Origin of the sequence: Paenibacillus sp. IHBB 3054 (genome assembly GCF_051594305.1) — a bacterium.
GTDB lineage: Bacteria > Bacillota > Bacilli > Paenibacillales > Paenibacillaceae > Paenibacillus_AQ.
Window position 1 is genome coordinate 1 of record NZ_JBOFBG010000014.1, and the last position, 16,743, is coordinate 16,743.

General features: G+C 52.4%; 10 protein-coding genes and 1 other annotated feature. Of the genes, 7 read left to right on the forward strand and 3 right to left on the reverse strand.

Annotation, left to right across the window (positions count from 1 at the left end; genetic code table 11):
* Positions 1-293 precede the first annotated feature (293 nt).
* Positions 294-2,690: a type I pullulanase gene (gene pulA / locus ACQ76X_RS16680; protein WP_438495085.1), complete on the forward strand. Its 2,397-nt coding sequence runs from the start codon at positions 294-296 to the stop codon at positions 2,688-2,690.
* A gap of 108 nt (positions 2,691-2,798) precedes the next feature.
* Here the strand turns inward: pulA and ACQ76X_RS16685 are convergent, their stop codons facing one another.
* A complete protein-coding gene (locus ACQ76X_RS16685; protein ID WP_438495086.1) occupies positions 2,799-4,400 on the reverse strand; it encodes a diguanylate cyclase domain-containing protein in 1,602 nt (533 codons plus the stop codon).
* A 606-nt stretch (positions 4,401-5,006) separates the two neighbouring features.
* Positions 5,007-5,295, forward strand: a binding site (T-box leader).
* A gap of 57 nt (positions 5,296-5,352) precedes the next feature.
* On the opposite strand from ACQ76X_RS16685, the gene pheS reads away from it, so the two are divergent.
* From pheS to zapA, 3 genes are all read left to right on the forward strand, one after another.
* On the forward strand, positions 5,353-6,387 hold the full coding sequence (gene pheS, locus ACQ76X_RS16690; protein WP_076111454.1) for a phenylalanine--tRNA ligase subunit alpha: 1,035 nt from the start codon (positions 5,353-5,355) through the stop codon (positions 6,385-6,387).
* A gap of 61 nt (positions 6,388-6,448) precedes the next feature.
* On the forward strand, positions 6,449-8,893 hold the full coding sequence (gene pheT / locus ACQ76X_RS16695; protein WP_438495087.1) for a phenylalanine--tRNA ligase subunit beta: 2,445 nt from the start codon (positions 6,449-6,451) through the stop codon (positions 8,891-8,893).
* A 206-nt stretch (positions 8,894-9,099) separates the two neighbouring features.
* A complete protein-coding gene (gene zapA / locus ACQ76X_RS16700; protein WP_438495171.1) occupies positions 9,100-11,265 on the forward strand; it encodes a cell division protein ZapA in 2,166 nt (721 codons plus the stop codon).
* Between the two features lie 201 nt (positions 11,266-11,466).
* Here zapA and ACQ76X_RS16705 read toward each other — a convergent pair whose 3' ends face one another.
* On the reverse strand, positions 11,467-11,859 hold the full coding sequence (locus tag ACQ76X_RS16705; RefSeq protein ID WP_438495088.1) for a cupredoxin domain-containing protein: 393 nt from the start codon (positions 11,857-11,859) through the stop codon (positions 11,467-11,469).
* Positions 11,860-12,084: 225 nt separating this feature from the next.
* On the opposite strand from ACQ76X_RS16705, the gene ACQ76X_RS16710 reads away from it, so the two are divergent.
* Positions 12,085-13,227 carry a diguanylate cyclase gene (locus ACQ76X_RS16710; protein WP_438495089.1) on the forward strand — a complete coding sequence of 381 codons (1,143 nt, stop codon included), beginning with the start codon at positions 12,085-12,087 and terminating at the stop codon, positions 13,225-13,227.
* Positions 13,228-13,310: 83 nt separating this feature from the next.
* On the opposite strand, the gene ACQ76X_RS16715 is transcribed toward ACQ76X_RS16710, so the two are convergent.
* Complete coding sequence (locus ACQ76X_RS16715) at positions 13,311-13,658, reverse strand: phage holin family protein (protein WP_038588253.1); 348 nt, start codon at positions 13,656-13,658, stop codon at positions 13,311-13,313.
* Between the two features lie 140 nt (positions 13,659-13,798).
* Here ACQ76X_RS16715 and ACQ76X_RS16720 point away from each other — a divergent pair, with 140 nt between their 5' ends.
* Together ACQ76X_RS16720 and ACQ76X_RS16725 are read left to right on the forward strand one after the other, a co-directional pair.
* The gene (locus ACQ76X_RS16720; RefSeq protein ID WP_438495090.1) at positions 13,799-16,168 is read left to right on the forward strand and encodes an endonuclease MutS2; all 2,370 of its coding nucleotides are present in this window, start codon (positions 13,799-13,801) and stop codon (positions 16,166-16,168) included.
* Positions 16,169-16,198: 30 nt separating this feature from the next.
* Positions 16,199-16,618, forward strand: a complete 420-nt coding sequence (locus ACQ76X_RS16725) for a DUF350 domain-containing protein (RefSeq protein WP_038588259.1) — start codon at positions 16,199-16,201, stop codon at positions 16,616-16,618.
* Positions 16,619-16,743: the final 125 nt, after the last annotated feature.

Here is a 16,743-nt window from a genome sequence, read left to right on the forward strand (position 1 = left end):
GTTGTCGGCAGCAGTACATCATCTGTTGTTCGTGCTGTCATTTATAAGGACAAGCTCAAATGCCTGGGTGCAGCAGCCGATAATAGAATGTGGGCACATAAAACGGGTGGAACCCAAACCTGTGAACATAGTGTTACATATGATATTATGATTCAAAAGAAAGACAGTACTCTATAGACTTCGCTTGCAGATCTGTGCAAGTATTAATTTCTTCCGTAGTGGAAATAGTTGGATTTAAGTGAAGTAAACCGTTATCCGGCAATATGGCGGAGAACAGGGGGATGGTGGAATACATGAACAGCAATTATATAAATACAGAGACAATAATAGAGACCTACGAAGGCAAAGATCTTGGACTAACCTACACTGCTGGCTGCAGCCAGTTTAAAGTATGGGCCCCAACGGCCTTTACCGTATCGGTTGTATTGTACGAGACCGGAGGGACCGGCGCAGATGTATCAGCCGTTTATTCCAAAGACAGTGGAGTGATTATCCCCATGCAGCGCCAGGACGGCGGTGTTTGGCAGGCGCAGCTTACCGGAGATCTGAAAGGCAAATATTATATGTACCGCACCGTATTTGCCGACGGCAGTATAAGGGAGGCCGCCGATCCCTATGCAACCGCTGTTTCGGCGAACGGGATGAGGTCGGCGATTGTGGATTTGCGTGAGACCGATCCGCCCTCCTGGGCAGAGGACCGTTCACCCCAGTTGCCACATCCCGCAGATGCGGTAATTTATGAGCTGCATGTGCGGGATTTCTCCGCCCATGAGAGCTCTGGCATGTTGCATAAAGGGAAGTTCAAAGCTTTTACGGAAACCGGATTACGTGATTCCGCAGGGAATGCACTGGGGATTGATCATTTGGCTGAACTGGGGATTACCCACGTGCATCTAATGCCGGTATTCGATTTCCAGACGGTAAACGAACTGAATGCAAATGGTCTGGACACCGAAGCGGGACATTACAGCGAATATAACTGGGGGTATGATCCACAGCATTATAATGTACCCGAAGGGTCCTACAGTACCAACCCGGCTGAACCGGGGACCCGGATCCGCGAATTTAAAGAAATGGTGCAGGCGCTGCATAGCCGAGGCATATCGGTCATTATGGATGTGGTGTACAACCATACGTATTCTGTTGAGAAGGGGCCATTCGAGCCGCTGGTGCCGGAGTATTTCTACCGTCATGATTATTTGGGTAGACTGTCCAATGGTTCGGGAGTCGGCAACGAAATTGCCACGGAGCGGCCTATGGTGCGCAAATATATTAAGGACTCCTTGTTATACTGGGCGTCAGAGTATCATATCGACGGATTCCGGTTTGATCTGATGGGTCTGATGGACAGCGTAACCATGCGTGAAATTACCGAAGAGCTGCGCCTTGCCATTAATCCGAATCTGCTGATCTACGGGGAGCCGTGGACAGGAGGGGACTCTCCGCTGGCGGACAAAACGCTGAAGGGTGTACAGCGGGGCAAAGGTTATGCCATGTTCAATGACAACTTCCGCGCGGCAATAAAAGGCGACAGCGATGGTTGGGGCAAAGGCTTCGCAACCGGTGAATACGGCAAAGAAGGCGCAGTGGCGTCGGGAATAAAAGGAGCGATTCATGAATTTACCGACTCGCCTGTCGAAACGGTGAATTATGTAACCGCTCATGATAACTTGAATCTTTGGGATAAGGTGCTTGCTTCCCAAGGCCAGCGCCAGGCGGCGAATCTGCCTGAACTGGAGAACGGAAGATTGAAGGGCGGCGGAGAGGTCGAAAAGGCGGTTGCTAGAGCAAATCCGTACTTCGCAATCGACCCGCAGGATGTTCTTGGCAATGAAACTGTGCGCCGATCCCTGCTGGCGAACGGGATCATTTTAACCTCCCAAGGTATTCCTTTTCTGCATGCTGGAGATGAAATACTGCGCAGCAAGTGTGGGGATCATAACAGCTACCGTTCCCCTGATGCCGTCAATGCGATCCGCTGGGATAACAAAGAGACATTTATGCCTGTCTTTCAATACTATAAAGGGCTTATTGAGCTGCGGCGGAAGCATCCGGCCTTCCGTCTGCATGGACGGCAGGAGATCGAGCGCTCACTGGAGTTCCTGCGCTGTGAAGACGGCGTCGTCGCTTATCAGCTGAAGGATAATGCAGGCGGTGATGTCTGGAACAACATCGTTGTTATCTTCAACGCCAATTGGGGGCCTGTTACTCAGCAGCTGCCTGAGACAGGCGGCTGCTGGAACATTGTGGTAGATCATTCCCGTGCCGGAACAGAAGCCTTCCGTATTGCTACAGATCATGCAGTAGAGCTTGAAGGACTGTCGATGATGGTACTGTATGATGTCTACGGCGAGCCTGCACCGCGGGCAAAAATCATTGAGGTTCATTATGACCGCCCTGACGGCGATTACCGCGGCTGGAATCTTTGGGTTTGGGGTACAGGCATCCAGGATGGGCAGTGCGATTTCCGGCAGATGGAGGATGGACGTGCGGTAGCGCGGATCGAAGTGGTGCCGGGAACAGAGTCGGTTGGATATATTTTGCGGCTGAATGACTGGGAAGAGAAGGATGGCAGCGGAGACCGCTTTATTGACTGCTCCGGCAGTGAAGCGCTGCTTAAGGTACTGGTGCAAGACCGCAGCAGTGCAAGCAGCGGCGATGCAGATAATCCGCTTCAGTTAAGCAGCTGAAGTTAAGATATAGAAGAAACGGATAGCCACTCAACTGATAAAGGCTGTTCCAGATTCGCCGCCGTTTGGGCAGTGATTCCGGAACAGCCTGTTTTGCTGCCTGCTTCTTTATTTATGCTTGTCTGAATGCTCTTCATCCACAAGCTTATTGTATAGATTGGCTTCGTTGCCGCCGCTGTTTTTGGAGCGGTACATCGCCAGGTCGGCGGCGTGGAGCAGTTCGTTGATACTGCCGCCATGCTGCGGATAAAGGGCTACGCCGATACTGGCGGAAGTATGAAAGCTGGAGCCTTGATTGACGGACCAGGATTTGTTGAACAGCTGAAGCAAACGGTCCAGCATTTCCTCCAGCATCTCTGGATTGGTAAAGCGGTGAAGCACGACGGCGAACTCATCGCCGCCGATGCGGAACGCCTGACCGAATCCTTTAACCGTCTGCTGCAGCTCACGGGAGAGCAGCTGAAGGAATTCATCTCCGGCCAAGTGGCCAAGAGTATCATTAAGCTGCTTGAACCTGTCGCAATCGAGCAGCGCAACTGCTATTTCCTGTCTGCGGTCCTCAGGCTGATTTATCAGGTTCTCCATGTACATTTTAAAATGGGCTCTATTGGGGATTGCTGTTAAATGGTCATAGAAGGCCAGCTTGTGGAGCCGTTCCTCATGTTGCTTACGCTGGGTAATCTCACGAGAGATAAGCATATACTGCGCGGGAAAAGCACGGCTGCCGGTGATCGGTGAGATTTTCGTTTCCAGCCACACCCAGTGGCCTTCTGCCGAACGCATGCGCAGCTCCGAAATCCGCGGAGTCCCCTGGACCACACTCTTCAGCTTCGCCCAGGAGAATTCGGCTTCGCGGATGTAGTTGGAGAGAGGAACACCTTTGTCCGGCACGTAGCCAAGCACGCTGGAATGGGAAGGCGATGCGTACAGGATCATGCCGTTTGGATCGGTCAAAATAATAAAGTCAGACATGGTCTCACCGATCAGCTGATATAGGGATTGATCTTCCTGCATCTCACTTTGCAGCGAAACTACTCTGCGGCAGAGATAAATAATAACGAGCATAAGCAGGAACAAGATCAGCGAGTAGGCCGCGAACAGGGTGCTTTTTCGCTCACGGAACTCTTGGGTAATCTGCTGTCCGTAGTTATCGATCAGGTTCTCGGATTGATCCAGACTGCTGCGGACCTCACTCAGCCGGGTGTTGATCATGGTAGCTGAGTACGTATCCGGGTTCCAATTGCTTTCCATACGCCGGGAGATCAGTTCCTGCCCGGTATTCTTCCAGTTTTCAAAAGCGTCTTCGAAGCTCAGCAGCTCGTTTCTCAGCTGGGAGAGCAGCCGATTGCTCTGTGTCATCCTCTTTTTCGGATGGTTCATAGCGTTGATGTTGTAGCTGGCCATACCCAGCCGCTGCTTCACCTGGGCATTATTGTCATGAAACTCCTGAGACAGCAGGCTGCGCTGTTCACGCGTAATGTTCCGGTTCATCACCGTGTGCAGCGCAAGGGCAGCCTGATGGAGATCCCGGTCGGCATTCAGAATCAGCTCTGAATTTTGGTAGACATCGCTGTACAGTGAATCTGAAAGCCGGTTAATTGTGTGGTTCAGATACAGCAGAGAAGCGGTGCTGATGCCCACCAGAATAACGGAGATAGCGGCAAATAAAAGGATTAATCTGCGTGTGTTTTTGATTTTGTATAAAGCCACTGTCATCCTCTCCCCGCATAAAACTTTGAGAAATCTCTTTGATAGTAGATGATACCTATGCGGAACTAATCCCAGCTGCGGGTAATTGGCCGCAGGGACAACGAGAGAGTGTCTTTCAAATAGTCATAGAAACATAGTGCTTCCAGTACGATTAGGGATCCTTCTCATCAGTATGTAGGACGTCCTGCTTAGGGCATCCGGGCCGAGTATGGAATATAAGAGGTTGATCCGAGCCTGAAATGCCCAAAATCCCCTGCCAGCCGACCTTTCGGGTCATCAAGCGATCCGGTAAGCCGGGAGGAGATGGGGATCTTGATATAATTAGCTTCAGATTTAAACATTATGTATAGTACTGACTAATTCATACTCCAACCCCTGAGTCCTATTACCCAAGTTTTCTACAAACGATACTCCCTTTCTGTGCTAAGCGCTAAAATATCATAGCTGCCGCTCCCGTCTCCTATATTAAAGGTTAGCGGGTTCGTTCCCGGCGAGTTTAGGGATTAATTCCTCTGAATTTGTCGGCTTGTCAAAACGACATTTTGTGCATATAATGAATAGACATATCTTCTGAGTAAGAAGATGCAGTTTCCCAGCAACATCATTATAAATGCAGTGATGGAGAAGAGTACGCAGTGCCTGGCTTACAGGGAGGAGACGCCGCAGATTGAGAGCGTTTCTAGGAGAGCAGAGCTGCCGAAGTTCACTCCGGAGCAGTTCCCTGAATTCACTTCAAGATCTTCTTGAAGGAAAACAGTAGGGGAAACCGGCCGCAGACCGTTATTTCTGTTAAAGTGAGGCATGTCTTTACCGCACCGAAAGAGGGAATACAGCTCTTAAGGGAAGTGGTACAGCAGTCTAACAAGGGTGGTACCACGGTCTTTTCGTCCCTTACCGGGAGGAAAGGCCTTTTTTTGTTGACAATATGATGATTAAGGGGGCAGTACACGCCATGAAAGAGAAGCTGGAAGCGTTGAAGGTTGAGGCATTGGCTAAGCTGCAGGAAGTAACCGATCCGCAGGTTCTAAATGACTTACGCGTGAAGTATCTGGGCAAAAAAGGCGAGTTAACCGAGGTTCTGCGGGGAATGGGAGGGCTTAGCGCGGAAGAGCGTCCGGTAATCGGCCAGGTGGCGAATCTGGTACGCAGCGCGATTGAAGATATTATCGGCTCCAAGCAGGAGGCATTCCAGCAGCAGGAAACGCTGAACCGCCTGCAGGCAGAGAAAGTCGATGTTACGCTGCCGGGCCGCGGGTTGCCGCAAGGCGGAATTCATCCGCTCACCCGGGTGGTGCAGGAGATTGAAGATATCTTCATCGGCATGGGCTACCGGGTAGCAGAAGGCCCTGAAGTAGAGACGGATTACTATAACTTCGAGGCGCTTAATCTGCCGAAGAACCATCCGGCACGCGATATGCAGGATTCCTTCTATTTGACGGATGATCTCCTGATGCGTACGCAGACCTCTCCGGTACAGATCCGCACCATGCAGGCAATGCAGGGCGAAACACCGGTCAAAATCATCTGTCCGGGCAAAGTGTTCCGCCGCGATGATGATGACGCCACCCACTCCTTCCAGTTCCATCAGATCGAGGGTCTGGTCATTGGACGGGGTATCCGCATGAGTGACTTGAAGGGTACATTGCAGCAGTTCATGAAAGAAATGTTCGGCCCGAGTGCGGGGATCCGTCTTCGCCCGAGCTTCTTCCCATTCACCGAGCCTAGCGTTGAAGTTGACGTCAGCTGCTTCAAATGCGGCGGAGACGGCTGCCGGCTGTGCAAACAGAGCGGCTGGCTGGAAATCCTCGGTGCTGGCATGGTGCATCCGAATGTACTCAGAATGGGCGGATACGACCCTGAGGAGTATAGCGGCTTCGCCTTCGGAGTAGGTGCGGAGCGGATTGCCATGTTGAAATACGGCATCGACGACATCCGTTATTTCTATACCAATGATATGGGCTTCGTGAAGCAGTTCAAGGGTATTTAGATTTTTGACGGGTGAGCGGGCTGGTAGATAAATACATCTGAAATAAAGGAAGTGAGCGGACATGAAAGTATCAACCGGATGGCTGGCTGATTATATATCGTTAGAGGGAGTAACCGCTGAAGAGCTGGCGGACAAAATCACCACTGCAGGCATCGAGATTGACGGTGTTGAGCGCCGCAACAAGGGGCTTTCCGGGATTGTAACCGGATATGTGAAATCGAAAGAAAAACATCCCGACGCCGATAAGCTGAACGTATGTATCGTGGATGCAGGACAGGGCGAGGATCTGCAGATCGTATGCGGAGCAAAGAATGTCGAAGCGGGGCAAAAGGTGCCTGTAGCCTTGGTGGGCGCGAAGCTTCCGGGCCTGGACATCAAAAAAGCCAAGCTGCGCGGCGTATTGTCGCAAGGCATGATCTGCTCGGCCAAGGAGCTTGGGCTGAATGACAAGCTGCTGCCGAAAGAACTGCAGGAAGGCATTCTTGTTCTGCCTGAGAATACCGAGATCGGCCAGGATATCCTGAAGGTGCTGAGCCTGAATGATGAAATTCTTGAATTCGATCTGACACCGAACCGGTCCGATTGCCTAAGCATGATTGGCGCAGCCTATGAGGTAAGTGCGATTCTTGGCCGGGATCTGAAGCTGCCCGATCCGGCAGCGGATCTGGTAGAGACCGGGGGCAAGGCATCCGACTCTATTTCCGTAAAAATCGAGAATGACGAATACTGTTCCCACTATGCAGTTCGCTATATTACCGGAGTGAAGCCTGCTGCTTCTCCGCTCTGGATTCAGAACCGGCTGATGGCTGCAGGTGTCCGTCCGATCAATAACATCGTGGATATCACTAACTACGTCATGCTGGAATACGGACAGCCGCTGCATGCCTTTGACAGTGACAAGGTGGAAGGCGGCGTGCTTGGTGTCCGCTTTGCGCAGGTAGGCGAGGTTCTGACTACGCTCGACGGGCAAGAACGCAAGCTGGAGCCGCAAATGCTTGTGATCGCTGATGGGGCAAAAGCCGTAGCGCTTGCCGGAGTGATGGGCGGACTGGCAACGGAAGTAACTGGAGAAACAGTGAATCTGGTGCTGGAATCGGCCAAATTCGACGGTGGAACGGTCCGCAAGGCTTCACGCCAGTTCGGCCTCCGCTCTGAAGCATCATTGCGCTTCGAGAAAGAAGTGGATCCGAATGCCATAATTCCGGCATTGGACCGGGCGGCAGCGCTGATTGCGCGTTATGCCGGGGGTTCAGTGCATGAAGGTATTGTTCAGGCAGGAGGAGACTCTGTACAGGAGAAGGTTCTGACCTTGTCGCTGGAGAAGTTGAACAACTATCTCGGCACGGAGCTGTCGCTGCTGGAAGTGAAGACATTGTTTGGCCGTCTGCATTTCAAATGCGGCGATGCCTCCCAGGGAGTCGTTGAAGTTCAGGTGCCAACCAGACGCGGCGACATCAGCTATGATGTGGATCTCATTGAAGAGATTGCCCGTTTGTATGGCTATGACAATATCCCGACAACCCTGATGGAAGGCATTACCACTCCTGGAGCACTCACTAGACAGCAGTTCCTGCGCCGCGAGCTGCGCCGCCTGCTGTCCCTTGGCGGATATCAGGAGGTCATGGGTTATTCCTTCATCCAGCCGGAGCAGAGCAAATGGTTCCCTGCGCTTGCAGAAGGCCAACTTTCTGTGAAACTGGCCATGCCGATGAGCGAGGAACGTAGCGTGCTGCGTACCAGCCTCATTCCGCAGCTGCTGGATATTGCCCTCTACAATACCAACCGCCGACAAAGCGATCTGGCGCTGTTTGAAATCGGCAATGTCTTCTTCACCGATGAAGAGCAGCTCACCCGCCAGCCGCGTGAGCTGCCGGTGCTGGGACTGCTGCTGAGCGGAAACCGCGCAGCCAAACAGTGGAATGTGACGGCAGAGCCTGTCGATTTCTTCGATCTTAAGGGCGCGCTGGAAACCGTGTTTGCCCATCTGGGACTTACCGGACGCGTAGTTTATGAGGCTGATGCCCCGCAAGACTATCATCCGGGCCGTTCCGCTTCGGTGTATCTGCTGGGAGATGAAGGGCGCGTGAAGATCGGAACGATCGGCCAGCTTCATCCTGAACTGCAGCGCAAGCTTGATCTGGAGGATACCTATGTAGCTGAGATCCTGCTGCAGCCGCTCTATGAGTCCGCGCGCGCTAACCTGCAGTACAGTGAACTGCAGCGCTTCCCGGGAATGGAACGGGATATTGCAGTCGTTGTGGATTCGGAAGTTCCGGCAGGCCATCTGCTGGCTTCCATCCGTGAGAATGGGGGAACACTCCTGCAGAATGTACAGGTATTCGACGTGTACACCGGCGGCAAAATGGAAAGCGGGAAGAAGAGCGTAGCGATCTCGCTGCTCTACCGCCATACGGAACATACACTGACCGACGAGGAAGTCGGGGAAGTGCATGATAAGGTTGTTTCCGCACTTCAGCAAACTTTTGGTGCGGAATTAAGAAAGTAGCAGGAATTGTGCAAAGCCGCAGCGAATCCATTTAGAACCAGAGATTCGCTGCGGCTTTTTTCTAATAAGTCTAAGGTGCGGCGGATATGGACTAAATCAAATAATGAAGACGTTTTTTTGCCAAATGTTTAAGAATAACGCTACAATAGAAGCAGGGATAGCAACTTAGAATCCGCACACATACAAAGGAGGGCACAACTGTGGCTATGGACCGGACTCGTGTCGCCGTGGAGATATATGGAACTTCCTATAAACTTGTCGGAAGCAGCACTGAATATATGAAGCAGGTTGCCCGTTATGTGGACGAGCACATGCGCGCAATTTCCAAATCACATTCCAGACTGGATACACCGCGGATTGCGGTGCTTGCAGCCGTACATATGGCAGAGCAGGCCATTCAGGTTCAGGACTTTAAGAACGAGCTGAATATGCTGACCGGCGAGCGCACGGAGCTGCGCGTGGAGGTATCGCGTCTCCTCGAAGTACAGCGGGAGCGGCAGGAGGAATTCGAACGGCTGGATGCCTCGGCCAAAGAAGAGGCAGCACGGCTGATTGCTGCCGCTGAAGAGGAACGCAAACGGCATTTGGAGATACAGGAACAGGAGCGCAAGGTTCACGCTGAGCAGCTGCTTGAAGCAGGGAAGACGGCCGCAGCGGACCGGGATAAGCTGGCTGAAGAGCTGCAGGCCCGCGAGGTGGAACTGAAGGCGCTGCGGGATACGAATGAGAATGAGCAGGCTGCTGCCCGCGAGAGTCACCGGCAGGAGCTGGAACGGCTTGAAGCTGCACGTCTGGAGCAGCTGGAAGAACTGAAAGCGGCGCATGTGCTGGAGCTGGAGCTTCTCCGGGAGACATTGTCCAAGGAGAAAGCGGAAACGCTGTCGGCTCTCCAGCAGGAACTGGCCGAGACCCGGGAGTCGCTGGGAAGCGAGGTTGTGGAGATCCGCACTTCGCTGAGCAAGGAGCTGGCGGATACCAAATCCGCGCTGGACAAAGAACTCAGCACCGAAAGAGAAGCGCTGCAGAAAGAGCTTGCCAAGAATAAGGAGCTGCGGCAGTCACAGGGTACCCAAGAGCACCGGCATAAGCAGCAGCTCGGAGAGCTGGAGAAGCAGCTTAGCGAGCTGCGCGGCGGAACCGGGCAGCTTCAGTCCAGGCTGAGAGCGGCGGAAGCGGGGCTGAAGGGTGAACGTGATGCCCGTACGACGCTTTTGGCGCAATATGAAGCGGTTCTAAGCCGGGAGGAGCAGCTTTCTGAAGAGCTGCGCTCCGCTACGGAACTGGGAACACTGCTGAATGGGGAGCTGGAAGAGCTGCGCCAGCGTTATGAGCAGGTACAGCGCGAAGCCAGTGAACTCAGAGAATCGCTGCAGGCAACAACCGATACCTTGAGCCACACCAAGGAGGAGCTGCGTTCTGCCGCGGAATTGGGAGGGCTGCTCAGCGATGAGCTGGAGGGACTGCGCCAGCGGTATGAGCTGGCACAGCAAGAATCCTCAGAGCTGCGCAAGTCGCTGCAAGGAACCAAGGACAGTTTGCTGAACGTACAGGCGGAGCTTACCCGTACAGCAGAAGAAGCCGGGAACTGGCAAGAGCTTGCGGACAAGCATATGGAGGATATCAGCGAGCTGGAGATGAACCTTCTGGAAGCCGAAGAGAAGTCAGCAGGACTGCAGCGTGAGATTGATACGCTCCGCGGCCAGGCAGATGGAATGGTGCAGCAGCTCGACCGTGAGGCCCAGCTGCGTGCAGAAGCGGAAATGGAGAGCGCAGCACAGCGCGAAGCTGCAGCAGAAGCCCGCAAGGAGCTTTCGGCGCTGCGCGGGCGTTATGAGGAACTCATTGCGCAGTATGATGATGTTCTGCAGGACGGCGAGCAGCTTCGCGAAAGATACGAGCTGCTGGAAGCCGAAAGTGAAGAGTCTACACGGCGTCTCGAAGAGCTCTACGAAGCCAGCCGTGAAGCTGCCGTAACTGCAGCGGAGCAGCAGGAAGTGCTGAAGGAAGCGAGGGAGTATGAGGCATCCTGGAAGCATAAGTATGAAGAGCTTCAGCAGCGTCAGCAGCAGTGGAGCGAAGCGGAAGCCACTCTGCGCGAGGAAATTGAGATCTGGCAGCAGCAGGCCGGAGAAGCTGAAGCCGAGGCTGAATCCATGAACCGGGAGCGCAGCGAGGTGCAGCAGCAGCTCGCAGAAATCGGTGAGAGCTACGAGCTCGTGCAGGGACAGCTTCGTTTGGTGCAGGCGCAGTTCGAACTGCGGCAAGGTGAGCTGGATAAGCTCTCTCAGGAGCATCGCAATCTCCAAGGGGAATATGCCAAGCTGCAAAGTGAATATAATGAATGGATTCAACTGATCGAACAGGATAGTTGAATGGCGGACGCAAGATAAAGACGGGGCCCAGCAGTGAATTCTGCCTGGGCCCCGTCTTTATCTAAATATAAGAATTTATATGCTTCACGCTATAAATTATCCTTCTATTTCTCGCTGAAACGGATACCGTCCTTTTGAGGACGGCGAAGCCGTTTCCACTTGTTAGATATCAAGTTGGCATCTGCGGATAACTGTATGCTATTATTCCACGATAATCTTAGCGCTCATCGAGCTGTGCCCGGAGCCGCACATGATGGCACAGGTCATTTCAAAGGTTCCTGCTTCCTCTGGAACAATGACGCGGGAAGAATCCTTGGCGGTTAATTGAAGCTCCAGCTCAGGAACAAGAATTCCGTGATTGCCGCTTTCGTTCTTAAAGGTGATCTCCACCGGCACGCCTTTTTTTAAATGATATTCCTCCTGGTCAAAGCTGTAATTCGTAGCAGAAATGACGAGTTCATCCTCCGGCTTGATGCCGGAAGCGGCAGTGCCATTATTGCTGGTGGAGCCGGCTTGCTTGCCGTTGCCTCCACTACAGGCCGATAGTATAAGAACAAATGCGATGGACAGCAGCATGGCTGATCTTCGGATCATCTTCATCCTCCTATAACTATATTTTGATACCATTTGGTGACAATAGCATAGCTTACTTTTAAGCGGAAGTCTTGGATAAACTTTTCAAAACTGTTGAAGAACAATCAGGCGCAGAAGTTTGTCGGAAATATGTCCGAAGTTTGTCGAAAAATGCAAATAAATGATGCAAAAATAAATTAAATTTATTATAATGAAAGCTATTATATTAACGGTTAGAAGTAGGGGATGTACATCAATTTAGCTAATGATACGTTGAATGCGGAGATATGGCACCGGAGAATATTAAGCGGGTATTGGGTGCTGGTAATTTTTATGCTGGCTGCCCAGCTTATCTTTATGTTGTCCACCCATCTGCCTGAAGTCAAGACAGTGCTGATTCCGAGCAAGGGGCACCTATTTATAGGATGTAATTTAATGATTGTGATCGCGATGATACTCGCCGAAATGTGGTTGCGCACTACCCTGCAATATCACAAGCAGGCTGTTGTTGTTTGCGGGTTTATTGTGTCCTATTTGATGTATTTCGTCTTGGAGCCGTTTGTTGACGGTGCACAAATGACCCTGATGATGCCAATTATGATTGCGCTTGTTTATTTCGATCAAAGACTGCTGCACGGATTGGGACTGATCAGCTTACTGTTTTATGCCGGTGTTTATTTGGGGCTGGAACGGCCGTTGCTGGATAAGCCGCTGTTGGAGTTTCTGATGGTAGAGTGCGTGTTTATTGTGTTCGTTGTGATGGCTCAGGCTGTAATTGTCCGGGCACGTGAAGCCCGTGAGCATCTGGAGCAGCTGACCATATCCGAACAGGAACTTATGGTCGAGCGGGCAATTTCCGATAAGATGCTGAAGATTGATGCACTTACCGGTCTTTACAATCACAAGTCATTTCATGAATATCTGGACTCGCTGCTGGAGCAGTGTGAAAGCAACGGGCTGCGGCTGCAGCTGGCGCTGTTTGATATTGATAACTTCAAGCAGGTGAATGATACTTATGGACACTGGGTCGGAGACCTTGTGCTGAAGGAGGTTGCGGCCAAGATGGGCAGCCTGATCAGCTTAAATGATTTTTCAGCGAGGTATGGCGGTGAGGAATTCGCGGTGATCTTCACGGATAAAAGCTTTCACGATGCTTATGCCGCTGCAGAGAAGATGCGGATAAACATCGCCCAGATGGAGCATCCCTATGCCGGTGACAAGCCGATTACGGTCAGCATCGGATTATGTGATTACCAGCTCGGAGACGGCAAAGAGCGGCTGTTCCGCAAGACAGACAATGCCCTGTACGAAGCCAAGCGGAGCGGAAAGAATACTGTGGTTACCGCATCTGTAGCCCATGACGATGATCCGGTCATGTCCTATGCGTAAGTTACTATAATAAACCCCCTAATTCCGTTATAATCCGGAAATAGGGGGTTTCGTTGTCTGCAGAGCCACTGATAGGCGATACGTTATTTTCCCGCTTCAAACGGAGTGGATACCGGCAGAAACAGGTCGATAATCCCTATGACGAGTGCTGCCAGAAGCGCGCCAAGGATCGAGACGCTGACACCGCTCACGACAAACTGGGCGATCCAGATGACTAACGCGCTGACGATAAAACCGACGATTCCGCGGCCGAAGGGCGTTGTTTTTTTGCCGAAGATGCCCTCAATAACCCAGCCAAGCAGAGCGATCACCAGGGCAAGGACAAGCGCACTCCAGAAACCGCCGATCGTAAACTGCGGGACAATCCAGCCGACAACCAGCAGCACGATGGCTGCAACGATGAAACGGACGACATGACCCAAAAATTTCACTGAACTAACCTCCTTTGCCTTCGTTTCAAGGATATGTGCAGTTGTTATTGTGGCCTGAATCGCCGATTCTATGCCTAAATAGCGCAAATGGGCCGAATTAGGTATAATGTAAACATCTATGAAGGGAGCTGTGACAGTAATTGGACGACAAGATTTTGCATACGCTTGAATATCGCAAGATTTTAAATAAATTGATGCAATATACGCAAACTCCGATGGGACGGCTGGCGGCGGAAGACCTGAAGCCCTCCGGTGATTTTGAAGGGGTGAAGAAACTGCTGCAGGCCACAGATGAGGCGGCTAACGTTGACCGGTTGAAGGGAATTCCTTCTTTCCGCGGGGTCAGCGATATTCGGCCTGCGCTGAAACGCGCCTCCATCGGCGGCATGCTGGGAACGACGGAGCTGCTGTCGGTTGGCAATACCATTGGCGGAGCCCGCCGGGTCAAGCGGTTTCTGGCTGCCATGCATGAGGATGAGAAGATCCATTCTCTGTTTGCCTTAAGCGATCTGCTCTCGGAGCAGAAGCATGTAGAGGATGACATCCGGGCCTGCATTGATGAGAATGCGGATGTGCTCGATTCGGCAAGCCATGAGCTTGCCACGATCCGCAGGGAGCTGCGCGGAGGGGAGACGAGAATCCGTGAAAAGCTGGATTCGATGATCCGTTCCTCCTCAGTGGCCAAGATGCTGCAGGATCAGCTGGTGACGATCCGCGGTGACCGGTTTGTCATTCCGGTCAAGGCCGAATATCGCGCCCATTTTGGCGGAATCGTGCATGACCAGTCCGGTTCGGGGGCAACGCTGTTCATTGAGCCGGAGTCCATTGTGGCGATGAACAACAAGCTGCGGGAGACCCGCCTGCGCGAGGAACGCGAGATTGAGATCATTCTCCACCGGCTGACCGCGCTGGTAGGTGACATTGCTGAAGAGATGACCTATGATGTCGATATCCTTGGCGAGCTTGATTTCATCTTTGCCAAGGCGCGTCTGGCACGCGATATGAAAGCGACCCAGCCGCGGATGAATGATCGTGGCTACCTCAAGCTGCGCAAGGGACGCCACCCGCTTATTCCGGCGGAACAAGTCGTTCCCTTGGATGTGGAGCTTGGCAATCAATACAGCTCAATCATCGTTACCGGGCCGAATACGGGCGGTAAGACGGTTACGCTGAAGACCATCGGCCTGCTGAGCCTGATGTCGATGTCCGGATTGTTCATTCCGGCAGAGGAAGGCAGCCAGATGTGTGTATTTGATGCGATTTATGCCGATATTGGGGATGAACAGAGCATTGAGCAGAGCCTCAGTACCTTTTCCAGCCATATGACCAATATTATATCCATACTGAAGCGTATGACTCCGAAAAGTCTGATCCTGCTGGATGAAGTGGGAGCGGGAACAGATCCGGCCGAAGGCTCGGCACTCGCCATTGCGATTCTGGAGCATATTCACCGGATAGAATGCCGGATGGTGGCCACCACGCATTACAGCGAACTGAAGGCTTATGCCTATGAACGCAAAGGGGTCATCAATGCCAGCATGGAATTTGATGTGCAAAGTCTCAGCCCAACCTATAGATTGCTGATTGGTGTGCCGGGCAGAAGCAACGCATTTGCCATTGCCGAACGCCTCGGCCTGCAGAGTGACATTCTTGAGCATGCCCGCGGCGAGGTCAAGGAAGAGGATCTGCGCGTGGAGCACATGATTGCTTCACTTGAAGAGAACCGTCTGGGTGCAGAGAATGAACGCGAGCGTGCCGAAGTGGTCCGCCGTGAAGCGGAAGAATTCCGCAACCGGCAGCAGCTGGAGCTGGAGAAGCTGGAGAGCCAGCGTGACAAGCGGCTGGAGAAGGCGGAGAAAGACGCCAGTGCCATTCTGGACAAGGCGCGTAAGGAAGCGGAGGAAATCATCAGCGATCTGCGGAGGCTGGCGATGGAGGAAGGTGCCTCCGTCAAGGAGCATAAGCTGATTGAAGCACGCCGCCGCCTCGATGAAGCCGAGCCGGCACCGCGTAAGAAGGCGGTATCCCGTAGCAGCAGCAGCAAAGCGCCGCGGCGGATTCAGCCCGGAGATGAAGTCAAACTGCCGAGCGTGAATCAGAAAGGCTTCGTCGTGGAGCTGAGCGGAACGAAGGAAGCGCTGGTGCAATTCGGCATTATGAAGATGAAGGTTAATCTGAACGATCTGGAGTTCCTGGCTTCCGCCCCGGATGTCCCCGTTCCTGCTCTTCGCCGGGCTACTACAGTGAAACGTACCCGTGACGAGAACATTCGCAGTGAGCTGGACTTGCGCGGGACGAACCTGGAAGAGGCAATCATGGAGACCGACCGCTTTATTGATGAAGCCTTTCTCGGCAACCTGGGCCAGATTTCGATCATACACGGCAAAGGAACCGGCGTGCTGCGAACAGGCATTCAGGAGTACTTGCGCAAGCATAAGCATGTCAAAAGCTACCGGCTCGGGAATTATAATGAGGGCGGCGCGGGCGTAACCGTGGCTGAACTGCAATAGCGGCGGAGCCTGGCGGAAAGAGGGGGAAAGATGCAAGAAACTATTGATCTTATGCTGGGCCATCCGCTGGGCGCGCTGATCGGTTACTTCACCGTGGCGATTTTGGGGCTGGTGGTGTTTCTGTCCTTTTTTGAAATGGTGACGAAATATAACTGCTGGGAAGAAATCCGCAAAGGGAATTTGGCGGTAGCCATGGCGACAGGCGGCAAAATCTTCGGCATTTGCAATATCCTGCGCTTCAGCATACAGGCAGGGGCATCAATTTACGAGACGATGAAATGGTCGGTTGTCGGATTTCTGCTGCTCTTGCTGGCCTATTTTTTGTTCGAGTTTTTAACCCCTGTTTTTTCAATTGATGATGAAATTGCCGCAGATAACCGTGCTGTCGGATTGACGGCCATGCTGATCTCGGTTTCACTGTCTTATGTAATTGGCGCCGCTATATTCTAAACTCGGGGAGTAGGAAAACCATGAAGATGCTGATCCGGATTCTGTTTTTCTCTGCCCTGGCTTTTATAGCGGCCGGTATTATTTATTTAATGGTGAATTGAATTTAAATGTGAGGTAAGAAGGAG

Excerpts from the sequence above, each read along its gene's own strand:
- pulA (WP_438495085.1), top strand. The coding sequence starts at position 294 with ATGAACAGCAATTATATAAATACAGAGACAATAATAGAGACCTACGAA.
- pheS (WP_076111454.1), top strand. The coding sequence starts at position 5,353 with ATGAAAGAGAAGCTGGAAGCGTTGAAGGTTGAGGCATTGGCTAAGCTG.
- pheT (WP_438495087.1), top strand. The coding sequence starts at position 6,449 with ATGAAAGTATCAACCGGATGGCTGGCTGATTATATATCGTTAGAGGGA.
- zapA (WP_438495171.1), top strand. The coding sequence starts at position 9,100 with ATGGACCGGACTCGTGTCGCCGTGGAGATATATGGAACTTCCTATAAA.
- ACQ76X_RS16705 (WP_438495088.1), bottom strand. The coding sequence starts at position 11,859 with ATGATCCGAAGATCAGCCATGCTGCTGTCCATCGCATTTGTTCTTATA.
- ACQ76X_RS16710 (WP_438495089.1), top strand. The coding sequence starts at position 12,085 with ATGTACATCAATTTAGCTAATGATACGTTGAATGCGGAGATATGGCAC.
- ACQ76X_RS16725 (WP_038588259.1), top strand. The coding sequence starts at position 16,199 with ATGCAAGAAACTATTGATCTTATGCTGGGCCATCCGCTGGGCGCGCTG.